Raw genomic sequence first — 14,011 nt, 5'->3', positions numbered from 1 at the left:
GCGCGCCGCTTCGTGCGCCGCGCTGTGTTGTGTCCGTTCTGCGCGTTATGTCCGTTGCTTCTGTCGACCGGATCGCGTCCGGCTTCTGCTTGTGATTCAGCTATGCACTTGCTGTCAGCAGCACCGCGATGGTTCCCGCCGCGATGGCGACGCCGTATGGCACCGAGCCCACCGAGTCGATCGAATCTCTCGCCGAGCCCGAGCCTTGTAGAGCAGGGTGGGCAATGACCCGCAAGTTGGCCCACACCTTTCCGAGCTGATGACGCCGCACGATCAGCACGAGCATCCATGCGCCGCCGATCACGCACGTGGCGAGCGCCGCGTAAAACACGAGCAAGGGGCCGATCCATGCGCCGACCATGGCGAGCAGCTTGACGTCGCCGGCGGCCATGCCGCGCACGAGGTAGAACGGCAGAAAGAGTGCGAGTCCGACGACGGCGCCGGTGAGCCATGCCATGGCGCCCGCACCGATTCCCTTCAGCCAGCACTGCACGAGAAGCGCACCGAAGAGACCCGCGCCGACCAGCGGGTTCGGAATACGCCGGCACTGCAGGTCCGTGCTTGCAGCCGCGACCACGAGTGCGATGACGCACGGTGCGATCGGCGGCAGAACGTTCGCGGTAGTCAGCATGGCGAGCTCTCGTAAGTCAGCCAAAGGTTAAAAAAGGGGCGGTGCGATGGACGATGGCGCAAGCGCTGCACGCCCATCGGCACCTTGCGCGAATCAGTTGAGATAACCCGCGATCGCCATGAACTTCGCTTCGAGGTTCGTCCCGATGCTGGTCACGCCGACGACGATGGCAAGCGCAATAAGCGTGGCGATGAGGCCATACTCGATTGCGGTGACGCCCTCTTCGTCGCGGACGAACGCGCCGATGGTTTGAATGATCGATTGCATTTCGACTCCTGTTTGAAGTTGAAGACGGCTTTGCCGGCCGGGCAACAGGTCGGGAGCGGTGGCGGCGGACATGCGCTCGCGCGGTTTGTCCGCCCGCACCGTCCCGGATTACTGGAGCTTGCTGGCGATCAGGACGAACTTGGCGGCGAGGTTCGTGCCGACGCTCGTCACGCCAGTGATGATGACGAGCGCAATGAGCGTCGCGATCAGGCCGTACTCGATGGCCGTCACGCCGTCTTCGTCGCGAACAAATGCCTTGGCGGTGTTGATGATCGATTTCATGGTTTATCTCCCTTAGGATGGCTAAATATATGTCGTCGAATGACGACGGTTGGGGTACTGCCTACTGCCTGACTACAGGGTGCTACAGGAAATGACGTCCGGACGCTGCATGAGAATGCAGCCGGACAGGAGCCGCGAGCGGCTCACCGGAATTCATACGCAGAGACTCGTGCTGCCTGGCGGGCAGCAGCTCAGGAAGCTGCGCACGCTGGCGGTAAGCCAGGCCGTGCAATGGCGAATTGACGATGACTGCGAGATGCCGCGCCATCAGGCGACGCGCAATGCGAATTGCGCACCGCAACCCCGTTTGAATTTGAATGAAAGATCGCATCTTCCACCACTCCTTGTTTTTTCTTTCGCAGCCGGATTGTTCTTCTCGCTGCCCGTTCGTGGGCGTACTTCCGAGAAGCCCCCGTCGGCATCGACCTGGTCACGGGCCGTGTCGCCGGTTGCGTGAAAACATAAAGGCAAGGAGTGGGCCAGCTTTGTTGGACTCACGAAAGCATCGGGCTTTCAGCCGCTCGGGTGCGTTTTGGTCAAAGAGTCTGCGCGCAGATCTGACCGACTTGAATCACAACTGCATCATCGGCCGGTCATTGTTGCCGCCGCAAAAGATCGCGCTCTGCGGCCATGACCATGGCCTCAAGCCCAATTTTAGGGATTTGACCCAGGTGTATCGAAAGCGAATCCAGCCGTTAAATTGGGGCCGTTTTTCGGCCCCGCCGTGGACGGATTCGTTGCAAGCTTGAAACGCGGGTCGCCAAAGCGCGTGTTTTAGGCGAAAGACTGGCGGTTTTGCGCGTGTACTGGAGCACGCACATACAACAGAAGCCGCGGCGCGTGCGCTAGCGCGGCGGGCTACGCGCTGCCACCGAGATCGCTCAGTTTGCCGGCGGCTAACGCAGCGGCGTCACGCCGACCGGCGATGGAAACCGCCTACGAATCCAGGCCGCCCTGGCACAGATACTTGATCGACAGATAATCGTCGAGCCCGTACTTTGAGCCTTCGCGGCCGTAGCCCGATTCCTTAACGCCACCGAACGGCGCGGCTTCGCTCGACACCGCGCCTTCGTTGATACCGATCACGCCCGCTTCCAGTTGGGCAGCCACGCGGTTGATGCGCCGCACGTCCTGCGTATAGAAGTAAGCGGCGAGACCGAACGGCGTGTCGTTCGCGAGGCGGATGGCTTCTGCTTCGTCGGCGAAGCGGAAAAGCGGTGCGACCGGTCCAAAGGTCTCTTCGCAACACACGAGCATGCCGTCTTGCGCATTCGTCAGCACAGTCGGCGCATAGTAATTCGGACCCATTTCGGTGAGGCGTCTGCCGCCGGTCAACACGGTTGCCCCTTGTTTTACGGCGTTTTCCACGTGACGCGCAATCTTGTCGATGGCGCGTTCGTTGATCATCGGCCCGATTTGCGCGCCCGGATCGGTTGCGGGCGCAACTTTCAGTGCAGCGACACGTTTGGCGAGCACGTCGGCGAAACGCTCATATACGCCAGCCTGCACATACACGCGATTCGGGCACACGCAGGTTTGCCCGCCGTTGCGGAATTTCGCCGCCATGAGACCCGTCACGGCCGCGTCGACGTCGGCGTCGTCGAACACGATGAATGGCGCGTTGCCGCCCAGTTCCAGCGAGAGTTTTTTCAACGTGGCGGCGGATTCGCGCGCGAGATGCTTGCCCACGGGCGTGGATCCGGTGAACGTGATTTTGCGCACACGTGGGTCTTCGAGCCAGTCGGCGACCGCTTCAATGCCTTGCTCGCGTGAGGCCGACAACATGTTCAGCACGCCGTCCGGCACGCCGGCTTCCTGCGCGAGCGCGGCGAGCGCGAGGGCGGTGAGCGGCGTGTCTTCTGCGGGCTTGGCGATCACCGTACAACCGGCCGCGAGCGCGGGCGCAATTTTGCGGGCGATCATCGCGAGCGGGAAATTCCATGGCGTGATGGCGGCCACGACGCCGATGGGTTCCTTCACGGCGCTCATACGCTTGCCGCGCTGCTGCTGCGGAATGATGTCGCCGTAAATGCGCGTCGCCTCATCGGCGAACCAGGCGACATACGACGCGCCATAGGCGACTTCGCCGCGGCTTTCCGCGAGCGGCTTACCTTGTTCCGTCGACATCAGCTTCGCGAGATCGTCGGTGTTCGCCACGATCAGCGCGTGCCAGCGGCGCAGAATCTCGGCGCGCTCGCGCGGCAGCCGGTCGCGCCACGCGGGCAACGCGCGGGCGGCGGCGTCGGTGGCGGCGCGCGCGTCCGCAGCGCTGCTATTCGCCACTTCGACGATCGTTTCGCCCGTTGCCGGATTGGTCACGGGAAAGCGCGCGCCGCTCGCGGCGGCGATCCATTGACCGCCGATCAGATTGAGCGGGCGAATCAGTTCACTGCGCGTCAATGCAAGAGACATTGCGTGGCTCCTTGGTTTTTCCCTTGAAGGGGTCGGGCATGAGAGTGTCGATGTGACGCCGAGCGGCGCGGCGGCATGCATGCGGTGATGCGACACGCCGATACTACGCGTGTCGCGCAGTCGATGAATCGCCTCAAAAAGCGGCGTACGGCGTGCGTATGGTTTTTTTCGAGCCGCGACAGCATTTTCTGCTGAGGGTGTTGATATGCGGCCGGCAAGCCGGGGCTCGCGTTGGTGGCAGAGTGGGCCTTAGCGTTGGCGGCACTGTCGTGTCGACGCACGCACCACGAGCCGCGGCGCCGGCCCGAGCACCATCGACGATTGCCGCTCGGGCGTCTGGGTCAGCCCGATAAGATTCTCTTTGGACTGTTCCGACGAATTACTCTTCTGCCGGTTGGTGGATCGGATGCTGCGTGTAAGTTGTATATTGCCGGATCTCCGGCTGCCCCAGAGCAATCAGATTGAGCAAGCCCCCACCGAACCGACGTACAAATTCGTCGTCGAGTTTGAAATCAAATTCTTCCAGCAGATCGGCGCTTTTAGCGTTCCAGCTAGGAGCGGCGCAAGCTTGGCTGGATCAGCTAACTGCAAGATAAGCTGTTGACTATCTTCGTCGTAGGTTACGACCACGGAACGCGGGGGGTAATTAGCCATCAGAGAAAATTGCGTCTACTGCAACGGAAGGCGCCGAGACGAAAGCTTCGGTGAAGAATTTCAAATGCAGGAAGTACGGCGGATACCTAGGCCTCGATAATATCCACATGTCGGTGTCTCTTGAACGCTTTTGACGTGCACATGGTTGCAAAGCTTAGCTTCCTGGCCCAGCGAGGCCAGTGCGCGGATTGCTTCGCACCGCCTGGCATCGCGTCGTGCTGGAAGGCAGCCGTTAGTGCGCCGACGCCCGCTCCTTGCGCGCGTTGACGCAGTCCGAGGTAAACGCCATGCTCGCCTGATCCGGCGTCATGCGCGGCGCGTTCGGCGCGTAGATTTTCTCGATGATGCCGGCGAAGGTGCGGCGGTCCGCATCGTCGCGATAGTACTTTGCGGCCTGATTCAGCGCCTCGGCCTTGCTCTTCTTGTGCGCGCGCCAGGAAGCGACCTGACCGGCGATATCGCCGATCGCAAAGCACTGGTCGCTCACCGTTTGCGCTGCCGCGGGAGCGGCGGCTTGCACAAGGCACGATGCAAGCAATGTGGATACCACCAGGCGTTTCATGACGACGAATCCTGTTCGGCGCAAAGGCCGCAGTTTAACGCGGCAGAGAACGACTACTGCCCGCGTCCATTCGTCGCTCCCCGAGCCTATTTCTTGTCGGGCTCCGCTTTCGTGTCCGTGCCGCTTTTGCCATTGCTTCTGTTGGTGACCGCGCCGGTTTCGTCGAGTTCGTCGTCGAGGTCGTCGTCGTTTTCACCGGCTGGCGGGTCCGAGTCGGCGGCGGCTGACAACGGCACGCGGCGCTGGGGCAAGGCGTAGTCCATCGAGTTCGGGTTCATGTCATGCGCTCCTGTCGAAAAGGTTCGCATGGCATTCAGCAAACCGCGCGCCCGTTGGCAGGTCGGCCAATTTCGGATCAATCCGATATTCCGCGGGACGAGTGGCGCGCGAGGATCGAAATCAGGACCAAGACATCGTTGAGCCGTTGCTTACTCTGGCATGACGGCTCTTTTCGTTCCTCGGAACAAATCTACGGGAGGACACCCATGCGCATTCCAGTCGTCCGTGCTGGCGATTTCACCACTACGGGTGGAACCGTTCTGGCGGTAAAAGCACACATAAGTGACAAAGGGAAAAAGATCGCTCTGCACGGCGAACACGCGACCTGCGGCAACTGCGAAGGCTCGTGGCCAATCGATGGCACGGGAGAAGAGATGAACGATCACGGCATACCCGTAGCTTGCGAAGGCGATCGGGTGTTATGTCCATGCGGAAACAATCGCGTCGTCGCGGGCGCCGACGCCGGGTGTTTCATTCATAAGCAACGCGACGGTGCCAGCGTGGGCAAAACCAACTCGCTGTTGCGCCAACCAGTAGACGGCCGGCGTTTCGACGAACAATTCGCATTGCTTGATACGTCAGGCCGCCCTCTCCCGGGTGTCCGCTACCGGATTGTTACTGGCGATGGGAGGGAGGTAGCGGGGATCACCGACTCGGACGGTAAGACCCAGCGCGTCTCGACGCAAACAGCGTCGCCGTTGACGCTGCAATTGGAGAAATGAGCATGTCAGAGGGCACCGAATGGGTAACGGTACACGATTCAGCAGTCACTAACGCTGATCCCGATTCCATGGTTCGCGTCACGATTAATACGGATCGAATTTGTCCGAACATGACCAACAGACAGTTTGCCGACGTCGTAACACGAGCGCGGGATGCCGGCGTCGCGTTGATCAAGGATCGCATTGCAGGGGTTGGCAGATGGGATAAAAATGAGCAGGCTCGCGCCAGAATATACTTTGCACGCGCGGATGAAGAAATCAGAACGACATTGGCTGAAGGCTTGCCGCGCTTACTGGCAGCAATGCAGGAGTTGGTCGCCGAGAAAGTCGTGCGCTGGGACAGCAACGCCAACAAGATGCTCAAGTGTGCGATCGTGCCCGACAATGGCGCTAATCGCGCCGGCGTATGCAAGCCAGACTCCGACAGACGAGTGATAGCGATTTATTCAAAGTTCTGCAGCGATTCAAATGGCGAACTATTTCACGCTTCAAAAGTAAAGGTGTTGATCCACGAATGCACGCACTACACGGACACCTTTAACTCGGAGGACCTTATGTACGGTGATACTGAAGCCGGCATGAGCGCATTCGCGATGCGGAACCCCATTTCCGCGATCAGGAACGCCGACAGTATCACCGGCTATATCGCCACATTCGACAGGGTCGTCATCAAATGACTGCATTGCGTATTGTCCGATCCAGCATGGCCGCCACGTTTGCCCTATCTACCTGCTTCGGTGGGCCGGCGAGTGCTTGCACTATCGAAGAGGAAGCAAGGGCACAATTCCCGCTCAACACCAGCGTGCTTTCCAATGCTGACAGACTCACCATTGCCGGTACTGTGGCTGAGGCAAAAAACTGGCCTGACGTGCAAATTCAAGCCGTCGTAATTGCTGGGGCATACATCGGCGAGCGCAATATTGATCGATTGAAAGAGGCGCGTGCCGAGACTGTGCAGGCCTATTTGGAGCAGCTCGGCGTCAAGCGGCAGAACATATTGATCGACAAGAAGACATTCACGGACGCCATGGTTACCAAGGGTCCTGGCAATGCGATCCATCTCCACCAGGTCATCGTCGAGCTGACGCCGATATGTGAGGGGAGTTGTGCATCGCTTTGCGACGATCCGCGAGTTAGGCCACATAGCAAGGCTGTCGGCCAGGAACGTTAGCTCCTACGGAAAAACACCTGAAACGTTAGCGCAGTGCCCAACGTTTCGGATGTCGTCAAGAAAGCCGTCCACCCCCCTCAATGCCCAAACGACTCCGCTTTCGACACCGCCGCATTCGACGCATACGGCCGCGCCGCCTGTTTAATCAGCAGTGCGATGCATGCAATGATGCCGGCGACGGCGATCGTCGCGAAGATGCCGGCAAAGGTGAAGTGACGGCGCGTCAGTTCGGCCACGAGGAACGAGCCCGCAATGCCGCCGAAGCGTCCAATGCCGAGCATCCACGCGACGCCCGTGCCGCGGCCTTGCGTCGGGTAGAACGCGGCGGCGAGCGCGGGCATCGACGATTGCGCGGTGTTCATCAGCACGCCCGCCACGAATACGATCAACACGAGCGCGCCGACATTGCCCGCGGCCTGGCCGATCAGGTACACGCTTACTGCCGTCAGCGCGTAGCACGCCGCGATAATCCGGTTCGCGTTGAAGCGGTCCATCAGCACGCCGCACACCACGGCGCCCACGCCGCCCAGCGGGAACAGCGCGGAAATCAGCGTCGCGCGTTGCGGCGTGAGGCCGGCGTCCTTGAGCAGAATCGGCATCCAGTTGATCGACGCGTAGAAGATCACGAGGCCCATGAAGTAGGTGATCCACAGCATCACCGAGCCGACGATGTACCCGCGCGACAGCACCACAGCCGCGCCCTTGCCGCCCGTCTGCGGCGCGCTCTCGGTCATCGTGAAGGCCTCTGCCTGAGCGGCAGCGCTGGACACGCGCGCGAGCGCCGCGCGAATCCGCGCGGCCGGCTGATTGTTGGCCACCATATAGCGCACCGATTCGGGCATCTTGATCATCAACAGCACGAACAGCACGAGCGGCGCGATCCCGCCGAGCACCAGCACGCTGCGCCAGCCGAAGTGCGGAATCATCCACGCCGCCAGAAAGCCGCCGAACGCCGCGCCGAGCGGAAAGCCGCAAAACATCAGATTGATGACCGTGGCGCGGCGGCTGTCAGGGCAGTACTCGCCCATCATCGTGACCGCGTTCGGCATGGCCGCGCCGAGCCCGACGCCGGTGATAAAGCGCAGCACCGTCAACTGCTCGATGCTCGTCGAAAACGACGAGCCGAGACACGCGGCGCCGAACAGCAGCACCGAGCCGAGCAGCATCGCACGGCGCCCGAGCCGGTCGGACAGCGGACCCGAAGCCAGCGCGCCGCACGCCAGACCGAACAGCGCCGCGCTCAGCACGGGCGCGAGCGCCGGTTTGGAAATGCCCCATTCCGCGAGCAGCGACGGCGCGATAAATCCGATAGCGGCCGTGTCGAAACCGTCCAGCAGCACGATCACGAAGCACATGAAAAAGACGAGCCACTGGAACGGCGAAAACGGGTGCTCGTTGAGGAAGGTCTGAACGTTCACAGCATCGCTGCGATTCATGGTGGGTCTCCTGACTGCAAAAAGGCTCGTCGCAGCGAGCCTTGTCTTACGTTACGATCGCGCGTCCGGCGCCGCGCGATGCCTGCGCCTCGCACCTCATCCGCCTCATTCCTGCATGGTATGCGGACGGACGGGGCGTCGCCATCAATTTAATTTGTTCGTATATAGAACACCGATTCTCTGAGCGAACAGCCGCCACTGTAAGGAATTTCCGAACGGCCGGTCAACGCGGGATTACCCGACACCGAGGCCGGGTTCCGCCAAGGCGGAGTGAACAAAGAGAAAACACGAAAGAGAGAAGAAGGGCAGAAGCCGCGGCGCGCCCACGCGCGCCGGGTACGACAGGAGATGAGACCGGAATGAAAGGCTAGCGGAATCAGAGAATCACGCGCCGCGGTTCGACGAGGTGGCAATGGTCTCTTCGACCTTGCCGAGACGCACGACCGTCACGCCGGGGCGCAATTGCCGCAACGAAGGCATGACGAGCATGCAGTCGTCGTAAGGCGTGGTGACGGGCTCGCCGTTGGACCAGCCGATCACGGCGCCCGCTTCGGGAAAGATTTCGAGCCCCGTATAAGGCCCGGCAAAGCGGAAGTCCATGCTTGTCGCGACGACCGGTTGCGTCACGCGCACGATGTGCTGCGCGGGCGGCAAGGGCGCGAGCCAGTCCGCCGGCAGATCGCTTTGGTCGACTACACCGGCGAGCAGCAGAAAGCGCGCGGTGGTGTCGCGCGCCACCGCGACGGCGCTCTTCTCCCAGTGCTGTCCGCATTCGATCAGCAATGCGTTCTTCGCGCTGGCCGGATCGCCGAAGCCTTGGTAGTCGCGCATGCGGCGGCCTTCAGGGTGGCCTTCGTCGCAGATGACGGTAGCGGGCGTGCCGAGCCGCACGGCGAGGTCGATGCCTTTTTGCAGCGGCCCCGCGACGATCAGCGGCTTGCTCTTTTCGTGCATCGAATGCAGGTCGAGCAGCGCGTCGACGCTGTCGATCACCGGCCGCATGGCCCGTGCGCGCGCGAGTTCGCTCGAGTTGCGCGACGCGTCGTCGAGCACCGTCTCGGTCCACACGCGGTTGAAGTCCTGATCGACGAAACGGGCTGCGTCCGGTTTGGCGGGATCGAAGCGCCGGTAGGCGTCCACATTGGCGAACGCGAGCGTGAGCCGCCCGCGCCGCGGCCGCAAGCCGCGGCGCAGCAGTTCGTCCACGACGATCGCGCCGCACACTTCGTTGCCGTGCGTGAGCGCGTTGATCATGACGTGCGGGCCGGCCACGCCCGAGTCGAACGAATGAACGTAGGCAATGCCCGAGGACGACTGCTCATGCGCCGAGATGTCGGGGAACTGGACTTCGATCGGATAGTTTTCCGTGCTCATGTTCAACCCAGCCTCGCTGCGATCGCTTCGCCGACTTGCGTGGTGTTCGCCTTGCCGCCCAGGTCGCCGGTATGCGGGCCTTCGACCAGCGTGACTTCGATGGCGGCCAGGATCGCGTCGTGCGCCTCGCGCTCCTTGCCCTCGTGATTGCCGAGGAAGTCGAGCATCATCGCGGCGGACCAGATCATCGCGATCGGATTCGCAATGTTCTTGCCGGCGATGTCCGGCGCCGAGCCGTGCACCGGCTCGAACAGCGAGGGAAACTTGCGATCCGGATTCAGGTTGCCCGACGGCGCGAGACCGATCGTGCCGGTGCAGGCCGGGCCGAGGTCGGACAGGATGTCGCCGAACAGATTGGTGGCCACCACCACGTCGAAGCGGTCCGGATTGAGCACGAAGCGCGCGCAGAGAATGTCGATGTGCTGCTTGTCCCACGTCACGTCCGGGTATTGCGCCGCGATGCCGGCCGCGCATTTGTCCCACCACGGCATGCTGATGGCAATGCCGTTGCTCTTCGTCGCAACCGTGATCTTCTTGCGCTCGCGGCGTTGCGCGAGATCGAACGCGAACTTCAGCACGCGCTCGCTTCCGTGGCGCGTGAACACGGACTCCTGCAGCACGAATTCGCGCTCCGTGCCTTCGAACATCACGCCGCCCACCGACGAGTACTCACCCTCGGTGTTCTCGCGCACGATCCAGAAGTCGATGTCGCCCGCCTTGCGGCCCGCGAGCGGCGACGGCACGCCGGCAAAGAGCCGCGCCGGGCGCAGGTTGATGTATTGGTCGAATTCGCGGCGGAATTTGAGCAGCGAGCCCCACAGCGAAACGTGGTCGGGCACCGTGTCGGGCCAGCCCACCGCGCCGAACAGAATCGCGTCCGCCGATTGGAGCTGCGCCTTCCAGTCGTCCGGCATCATCTGGCCGTGCTTCGCGTAGTACTCGCAGCTGGCCCACTCGATGTGCTGATACTCGAGTTCGAGGCCAAAGCGCGTCTTCACCGCGTCGAGCACGCGCAGCGCCTCGGGCATGACCTCGATGCCGATGCCGTCGCCGGGAATGACTGCGATCCGATATTTCTTCGACATGTTGTGCTCCTCCATTCGGGGCTGATACGGGGGTAATGACAGTTATTCTATTCCTGCTGTTTGGCTTTAAAATGATTGCTTTAGTTAAGCCACTGTGCACGATTCGTGTATAAACCCGAGCGTCGCCGGGCACCTCCGAGCCACTTATGAACGCTGTCCCGTCACCCGATCTCGGCGATTTGCGCGTGTTCTGCGAAGTCGCGCGCAAAGCCAGCTTCAGCGCGGCGGCGGAGTCGCTGTCCGTGTCCGCGGCGTATGTCAGCAAGCGCATCAATGTGCTGGAGACTACGCTCGGCACGCGCCTGCTGCACCGGTCCACGCGCCGCGTCGCGATTACCGAGGCGGGCGAGCGCGTCTACACGTGGGCCGAAAAGATTCTCGACGACGTCGACCAACTGGTCGAGGACGTCTCCACCACGCGCCGCATTCCGGGCGGCAAGCTGCGCATTTCAAGCAGCTTCGGTTTCGGCCGCCGCTTCGTCGCGCCTGCGCTCGCGCGTTTTTCCGAGCGCTACCCGCAGTTGAGCGTGCGGCTGGATCTGTTCGACCGGCTCGTGGATGTCGCCGGTGAAGGGTTCGATCTCGACATTCGCATTGGCGACGACATTGCGCCCCATCTGATCGCGCGGCGGCTCGCGTCGAATCATCGCGTGCTGTGCGCGTCGCCCGACTATCTCGCGCGGCACGGCGCGCCGCGGCAACTGGCCGATCTCTCGTCGCATGCGTGTCTCGCCATCAAGGAGCGCGACCATCCGTTCGGCTTGTGGCGCCTGACCGTGCGCGGCGAGGCGGTGTCCATCAAGGTTACCGGACCGTTGTCGACCAATCACGGCGAGGTCGCGGTGCAATGGGCGCTGGCTGGGCGCGGCATCGTGCTGCGCTCGATGTGGGACGTGCGCCCGCTCCTCGACAGCGGCCAGTTGCAACAGGTGTTGCCGGAGGTCACGCAGCCGGCGAATCTGTGGGCGGTCTATCCGGCGCGGCTCGCGCAGTCGGCGAAAGTGCGGGTGTGCGTGGATTTTCTGAGCGAGGAGTTCGCGCAGTGGAGCCCGCCGGAGGCGGGCGTCTGATAGTCCGATGATAGCCTCGTGAAGGGCTAGTGATGATTCTGCGAGAACAGCGTTTCGAGCGGATAGTGGCTCTTCACGAACGGCGACTTGATGATCACGTAGCTGAAGTACTTTTCAATGCCGATGTCGCGTTCCAGCAAGCCCTCAATAATGCTCTGATAATGGCTCACGCTGCGCGTGACGAACTTCAGCAGATAGTCGTAACCGCCGCTCGCGAGATGGCACTCGACGATTTCATCCACGTCGCGAATCGCGTTCACGAACTTGATGAAGTCTTCCCGCCGATGGTCGGCGAGCGTGACTTCGGTGAAAACGATCTGCACGTCACCGAGCTTTTCAAGCTGGATCTGCGCGCCGTAGCCGACGATGTAGCCGGCTTTCTCCAGCCGCTTGACGCGAATCAGGCAAGGGCTGGGCGAAAGGCCGACCGCATCGGCAAGCTCGACGTTGGTGATGCGGCCTTTCTTCTGCAACTGCGAAAGTATGCGCAGGTCGATACGGTCTAGCTTGCAGTCGCTGCTCATCGTTACGTTGTGGCTCCGGCGGTTGAGAAAAGGGACTGAGGGCGCCCTCTACTCTAGCATGCAGCGGCAGTAGTTTTGGCCTGGTGGTTGACCGTGGTTCTGCCGCTCAGTGCGGCTCGAACGTCGGCTTGCGCGAGCACGTCGTCGAGAGTTTTCTCGAGCCGCTCGAACATCAGGTCGAAGTCCGCTTCGGTGTACGAGAGCGCCGGCGCGAAGCCGAGAATGTTGTCGCCGAACGCACGGAAAATCAGGCGGTTTTCATACGCGGCCACGGCAATGCGCTCGGACAGTTTCAGGGCGGGGTCGAACTGCGCCTTGGTGTCCTTGTCGGCGACGAGTTCGAGCGCACCGAGCAGACCGCGGTGACGCGAATCGCCCACGAGCGGATGCGCGAGCAGGGCGTCGAGGCCGCGCGCGAAACGCGGCGTGCGGGCCACGCCGTTCGCGAGCAGCCCGCCTTCATGATAAAGACGCAGCACTTCGAGACCGATCGCCGCGCTCACCGGGTGCGCCGAATACGTGTGGCCATGGCCGACAATCGCCTCGGCGTCGCCATCGGCAATGCCCTGGTAGATTTCGTCTGACATCAGCACGGCGCCCATCGGCGCATAACCGGCGGTCAAACCCTTCGCGACCGTCATCAGGTCGGGCTCCACGTTCTCGCCCTGGCAGGCGAAGAGCGGACCCGTGCGGCCAAAGCCGGTGATCACTTCGTCGGCGACGAACAGAATGCCGAGCTCACGGCAGCTTTCGCGCATGGCCTTGAGCCAGCCGACCGGCGGCACAATCACGCCGCCCGAGCCCTGAATCGGTTCGCAGAAGAACGCGGCGACGTTATCCGCGCCCAGTTCCGCGACCTTCGCTTCGAGCGCGGCGACCGAGGCGGCGATCAGCGCGGCGTCGTCGGCGAAATCGTTGCGGTACGCATACGGCGACGGCAGGTGATGCTGGTTAGGCAGCGGCAGATCGAAATTGCGGTGGAACGCGGGCAGCGCGGTCAGCCCCGCGCCCATGCTCGACGAGCCGTGATAGCCGCGTTGCAGCGCGATGATGTGCTTCTTCGACGGACGCCCCGTCGCATTGAAGTAATGCGTGATGAAGCGGATGGCCGAGTCGACTGCGTCCGAGCCGCCCAGCGTGAAGTACACGTGCTGCAGCGACGCGGGCGCGACTTCCGCGAGTTTTTGCGCGAGCTCGATAGCCGGCGCGGAGCCGAAATGGAAATAGCTCGTGGCGTAAGGCAGTTTTTTCATCTGCGCGGTGGCCGCCTCGACAATGCTCTCCTGGCCGTAGCCCACGTTCACGCACCACAAGCCGGAGAAGGCGTCGAGCAGCTCGTTGCCGGCAGCGTCGCGCAGGAACGCGCCGCTCGCGGATTCGAGCACCGTGACGCCGCGCGCCTCGTGCGCACGGTAGTTGATGACAGGGTGAATCAGATGCTGGCGGTCGGCTTCAATGAGCGATTGGATCGGCATGGTGGGTCTCGTCGGCGAAAGGGCTGTTGACGGTTCCATACTACTGATCCGGGGCAATGGCCCGCTT

General features: G+C 62.3%; 16 protein-coding genes. 4 read left to right on the top strand and 12 right to left on the bottom strand.

Features of this window, described 5'->3' with window-relative positions; genetic code table 11:
- Window positions 1–100 precede the first annotated feature (100 nt).
- The 7 genes from ACEN8U_RS00155 to ACEN8U_RS00125 form a co-directional block, all read right to left on the bottom strand.
- Window positions 101–631, bottom strand: coding sequence for a prepilin peptidase (locus ACEN8U_RS00155; protein WP_310109597.1), 531 nt, complete (start codon window positions 629–631; stop codon window positions 101–103).
- Window positions 632–724: 93 nt separating this feature from the next.
- Entirely contained in the window at window positions 725–898 is a 174-nt protein-coding gene (locus ACEN8U_RS00150) for a Flp family type IVb pilin (protein WP_310109644.1), read from the bottom strand.
- Between the two features lie 108 nt (window positions 899–1,006).
- Window positions 1,007–1,180 (bottom strand): Flp family type IVb pilin, encoded by a 174-nt coding sequence (locus ACEN8U_RS00145; protein ID WP_013591596.1) that lies wholly within the window; start codon window positions 1,178–1,180, stop codon window positions 1,007–1,009.
- A gap of 82 nt (window positions 1,181–1,262) precedes the next feature.
- A complete protein-coding gene (locus tag ACEN8U_RS00140; RefSeq protein ID WP_413657108.1) occupies window positions 1,263–1,511 on the bottom strand; it encodes a hypothetical protein in 249 nt (82 codons plus the stop codon).
- Window positions 1,512–2,116: 605 nt separating this feature from the next.
- The gene (locus tag ACEN8U_RS00135; RefSeq protein WP_310109596.1) at window positions 2,117–3,592 is read right to left on the bottom strand and encodes an NAD-dependent succinate-semialdehyde dehydrogenase; all 1,476 of its coding nucleotides are present in this window, start codon (window positions 3,590–3,592) and stop codon (window positions 2,117–2,119) included.
- 886 nt (window positions 3,593–4,478) lie between these two features.
- On the bottom strand, window positions 4,479–4,808 hold the full coding sequence (locus ACEN8U_RS00130; protein WP_310109595.1) for a hypothetical protein: 330 nt from the start codon (window positions 4,806–4,808) through the stop codon (window positions 4,479–4,481).
- 86 nt (window positions 4,809–4,894) lie between these two features.
- Window positions 4,895–5,086: a hypothetical protein gene (locus ACEN8U_RS00125; RefSeq protein ID WP_310109593.1), complete on the bottom strand. Its 192-nt coding sequence runs from the start codon at window positions 5,084–5,086 to the stop codon at window positions 4,895–4,897.
- A gap of 207 nt (window positions 5,087–5,293) precedes the next feature.
- On the opposite strand from ACEN8U_RS00125, the gene ACEN8U_RS00120 reads away from it, so the two are divergent.
- Genes ACEN8U_RS00120 through ACEN8U_RS00110 form a run of 3 tightly spaced genes read left to right on the top strand, consistent with a single transcriptional unit; the run spans window position 5,294 to window position 6,980 of the window.
- Window positions 5,294–5,809 carry a PAAR domain-containing protein gene (locus ACEN8U_RS00120; RefSeq protein WP_310109591.1) on the top strand — a complete coding sequence of 172 codons (516 nt, stop codon included), beginning with the start codon at window positions 5,294–5,296 and terminating at the stop codon, window positions 5,807–5,809.
- A gap of 2 nt (window positions 5,810–5,811) precedes the next feature.
- Window positions 5,812–6,486: a M35 family metallo-endopeptidase gene (locus ACEN8U_RS00115; protein ID WP_310109589.1), complete on the top strand. Its 675-nt coding sequence runs from the start codon at window positions 5,812–5,814 to the stop codon at window positions 6,484–6,486.
- 26 nt (window positions 6,487–6,512) lie between these two features.
- Window positions 6,513–6,980, top strand: coding sequence for a hypothetical protein (locus ACEN8U_RS00110; RefSeq protein WP_310109588.1), 468 nt, complete (start codon window positions 6,513–6,515; stop codon window positions 6,978–6,980).
- 77 nt (window positions 6,981–7,057) lie between these two features.
- Here the strand turns inward: ACEN8U_RS00110 and ACEN8U_RS00105 are convergent, their stop codons facing one another.
- The 3 genes from ACEN8U_RS00105 to ACEN8U_RS00095 all read right to left on the bottom strand — a co-directional run bounded on the left by ACEN8U_RS00105 (window position 7,058) and on the right by ACEN8U_RS00095 (window position 10,875).
- Window positions 7,058–8,416, bottom strand: coding sequence for an MFS transporter (locus ACEN8U_RS00105; RefSeq protein ID WP_310109587.1), 1,359 nt, complete (start codon window positions 8,414–8,416; stop codon window positions 7,058–7,060).
- Window positions 8,417–8,800: 384 nt separating this feature from the next.
- The gene (locus tag ACEN8U_RS00100; RefSeq protein WP_310109586.1) at window positions 8,801–9,790 is read right to left on the bottom strand and encodes a succinylglutamate desuccinylase/aspartoacylase family protein; all 990 of its coding nucleotides are present in this window, start codon (window positions 9,788–9,790) and stop codon (window positions 8,801–8,803) included.
- A gap of 2 nt (window positions 9,791–9,792) precedes the next feature.
- Entirely contained in the window at window positions 9,793–10,875 is a 1,083-nt protein-coding gene (locus ACEN8U_RS00095) for a tartrate dehydrogenase (RefSeq protein ID WP_310109584.1), read from the bottom strand.
- Window positions 10,876–11,021: 146 nt separating this feature from the next.
- Here ACEN8U_RS00095 and ACEN8U_RS00090 point away from each other — a divergent pair, with 146 nt between their 5' ends.
- Entirely contained in the window at window positions 11,022–11,945 is a 924-nt protein-coding gene (locus ACEN8U_RS00090) for a LysR substrate-binding domain-containing protein (protein ID WP_310109582.1), read from the top strand.
- Window positions 11,946–11,971: 26 nt separating this feature from the next.
- Here ACEN8U_RS00090 and ACEN8U_RS00085 read toward each other — a convergent pair whose 3' ends face one another.
- Window positions 11,972–12,469: an Lrp/AsnC family transcriptional regulator gene (locus ACEN8U_RS00085; protein WP_013341808.1), complete on the bottom strand. Its 498-nt coding sequence runs from the start codon at window positions 12,467–12,469 to the stop codon at window positions 11,972–11,974.
- Between the two features lie 53 nt (window positions 12,470–12,522).
- A complete protein-coding gene (locus tag ACEN8U_RS00080; RefSeq protein WP_310109580.1) occupies window positions 12,523–13,944 on the bottom strand; it encodes an aspartate aminotransferase family protein in 1,422 nt (473 codons plus the stop codon).
- Window positions 13,945–14,011 lie beyond the last annotated feature (67 nt).

The sequence above is a fragment of the Paraburkholderia phenoliruptrix genome, assembly GCF_047325075.1.
Taxonomy (GTDB): Bacteria; Pseudomonadota; Gammaproteobacteria; order Burkholderiales; family Burkholderiaceae; genus Paraburkholderia; species Paraburkholderia phenoliruptrix.
Note: the sequence above shows the minus strand (reverse complement) of the source record. Positions and strands in the feature narration are given on the sequence as shown.

Excerpts from the sequence above, each read along its gene's own strand:
- ACEN8U_RS00155 (WP_310109597.1), bottom strand. The coding sequence starts at position 631 with ATGCTGACTACCGCGAACGTTCTGCCGCCGATCGCACCGTGCGTCATC.
- ACEN8U_RS00150 (WP_310109644.1), bottom strand. The coding sequence starts at position 898 with ATGCAATCGATCATTCAAACCATCGGCGCGTTCGTCCGCGACGAAGAG.
- ACEN8U_RS00145 (WP_013591596.1), bottom strand. The coding sequence starts at position 1,180 with ATGAAATCGATCATCAACACCGCCAAGGCATTTGTTCGCGACGAAGAC.
- ACEN8U_RS00140 (WP_413657108.1), bottom strand. The coding sequence starts at position 1,511 with ATGCGATCTTTCATTCAAATTCAAACGGGGTTGCGGTGCGCAATTCGC.
- ACEN8U_RS00135 (WP_310109596.1), bottom strand. The coding sequence starts at position 3,592 with ATGTCTCTTGCATTGACGCGCAGTGAACTGATTCGCCCGCTCAATCTG.
- ACEN8U_RS00130 (WP_310109595.1), bottom strand. The coding sequence starts at position 4,808 with ATGAAACGCCTGGTGGTATCCACATTGCTTGCATCGTGCCTTGTGCAA.
- ACEN8U_RS00125 (WP_310109593.1), bottom strand. The coding sequence starts at position 5,086 with ATGAACCCGAACTCGATGGACTACGCCTTGCCCCAGCGCCGCGTGCCG.
- ACEN8U_RS00120 (WP_310109591.1), top strand. The coding sequence starts at position 5,294 with ATGCGCATTCCAGTCGTCCGTGCTGGCGATTTCACCACTACGGGTGGA.
- ACEN8U_RS00115 (WP_310109589.1), top strand. The coding sequence starts at position 5,812 with ATGTCAGAGGGCACCGAATGGGTAACGGTACACGATTCAGCAGTCACT.
- ACEN8U_RS00110 (WP_310109588.1), top strand. The coding sequence starts at position 6,513 with ATGGCCGCCACGTTTGCCCTATCTACCTGCTTCGGTGGGCCGGCGAGT.
- ACEN8U_RS00105 (WP_310109587.1), bottom strand. The coding sequence starts at position 8,416 with ATGAATCGCAGCGATGCTGTGAACGTTCAGACCTTCCTCAACGAGCAC.
- ACEN8U_RS00100 (WP_310109586.1), bottom strand. The coding sequence starts at position 9,790 with ATGAGCACGGAAAACTATCCGATCGAAGTCCAGTTCCCCGACATCTCG.
- ACEN8U_RS00095 (WP_310109584.1), bottom strand. The coding sequence starts at position 10,875 with ATGTCGAAGAAATATCGGATCGCAGTCATTCCCGGCGACGGCATCGGC.
- ACEN8U_RS00090 (WP_310109582.1), top strand. The coding sequence starts at position 11,022 with ATGAACGCTGTCCCGTCACCCGATCTCGGCGATTTGCGCGTGTTCTGC.
- ACEN8U_RS00085 (WP_013341808.1), bottom strand. The coding sequence starts at position 12,469 with ATGAGCAGCGACTGCAAGCTAGACCGTATCGACCTGCGCATACTTTCG.
- ACEN8U_RS00080 (WP_310109580.1), bottom strand. The coding sequence starts at position 13,944 with ATGCCGATCCAATCGCTCATTGAAGCCGACCGCCAGCATCTGATTCAC.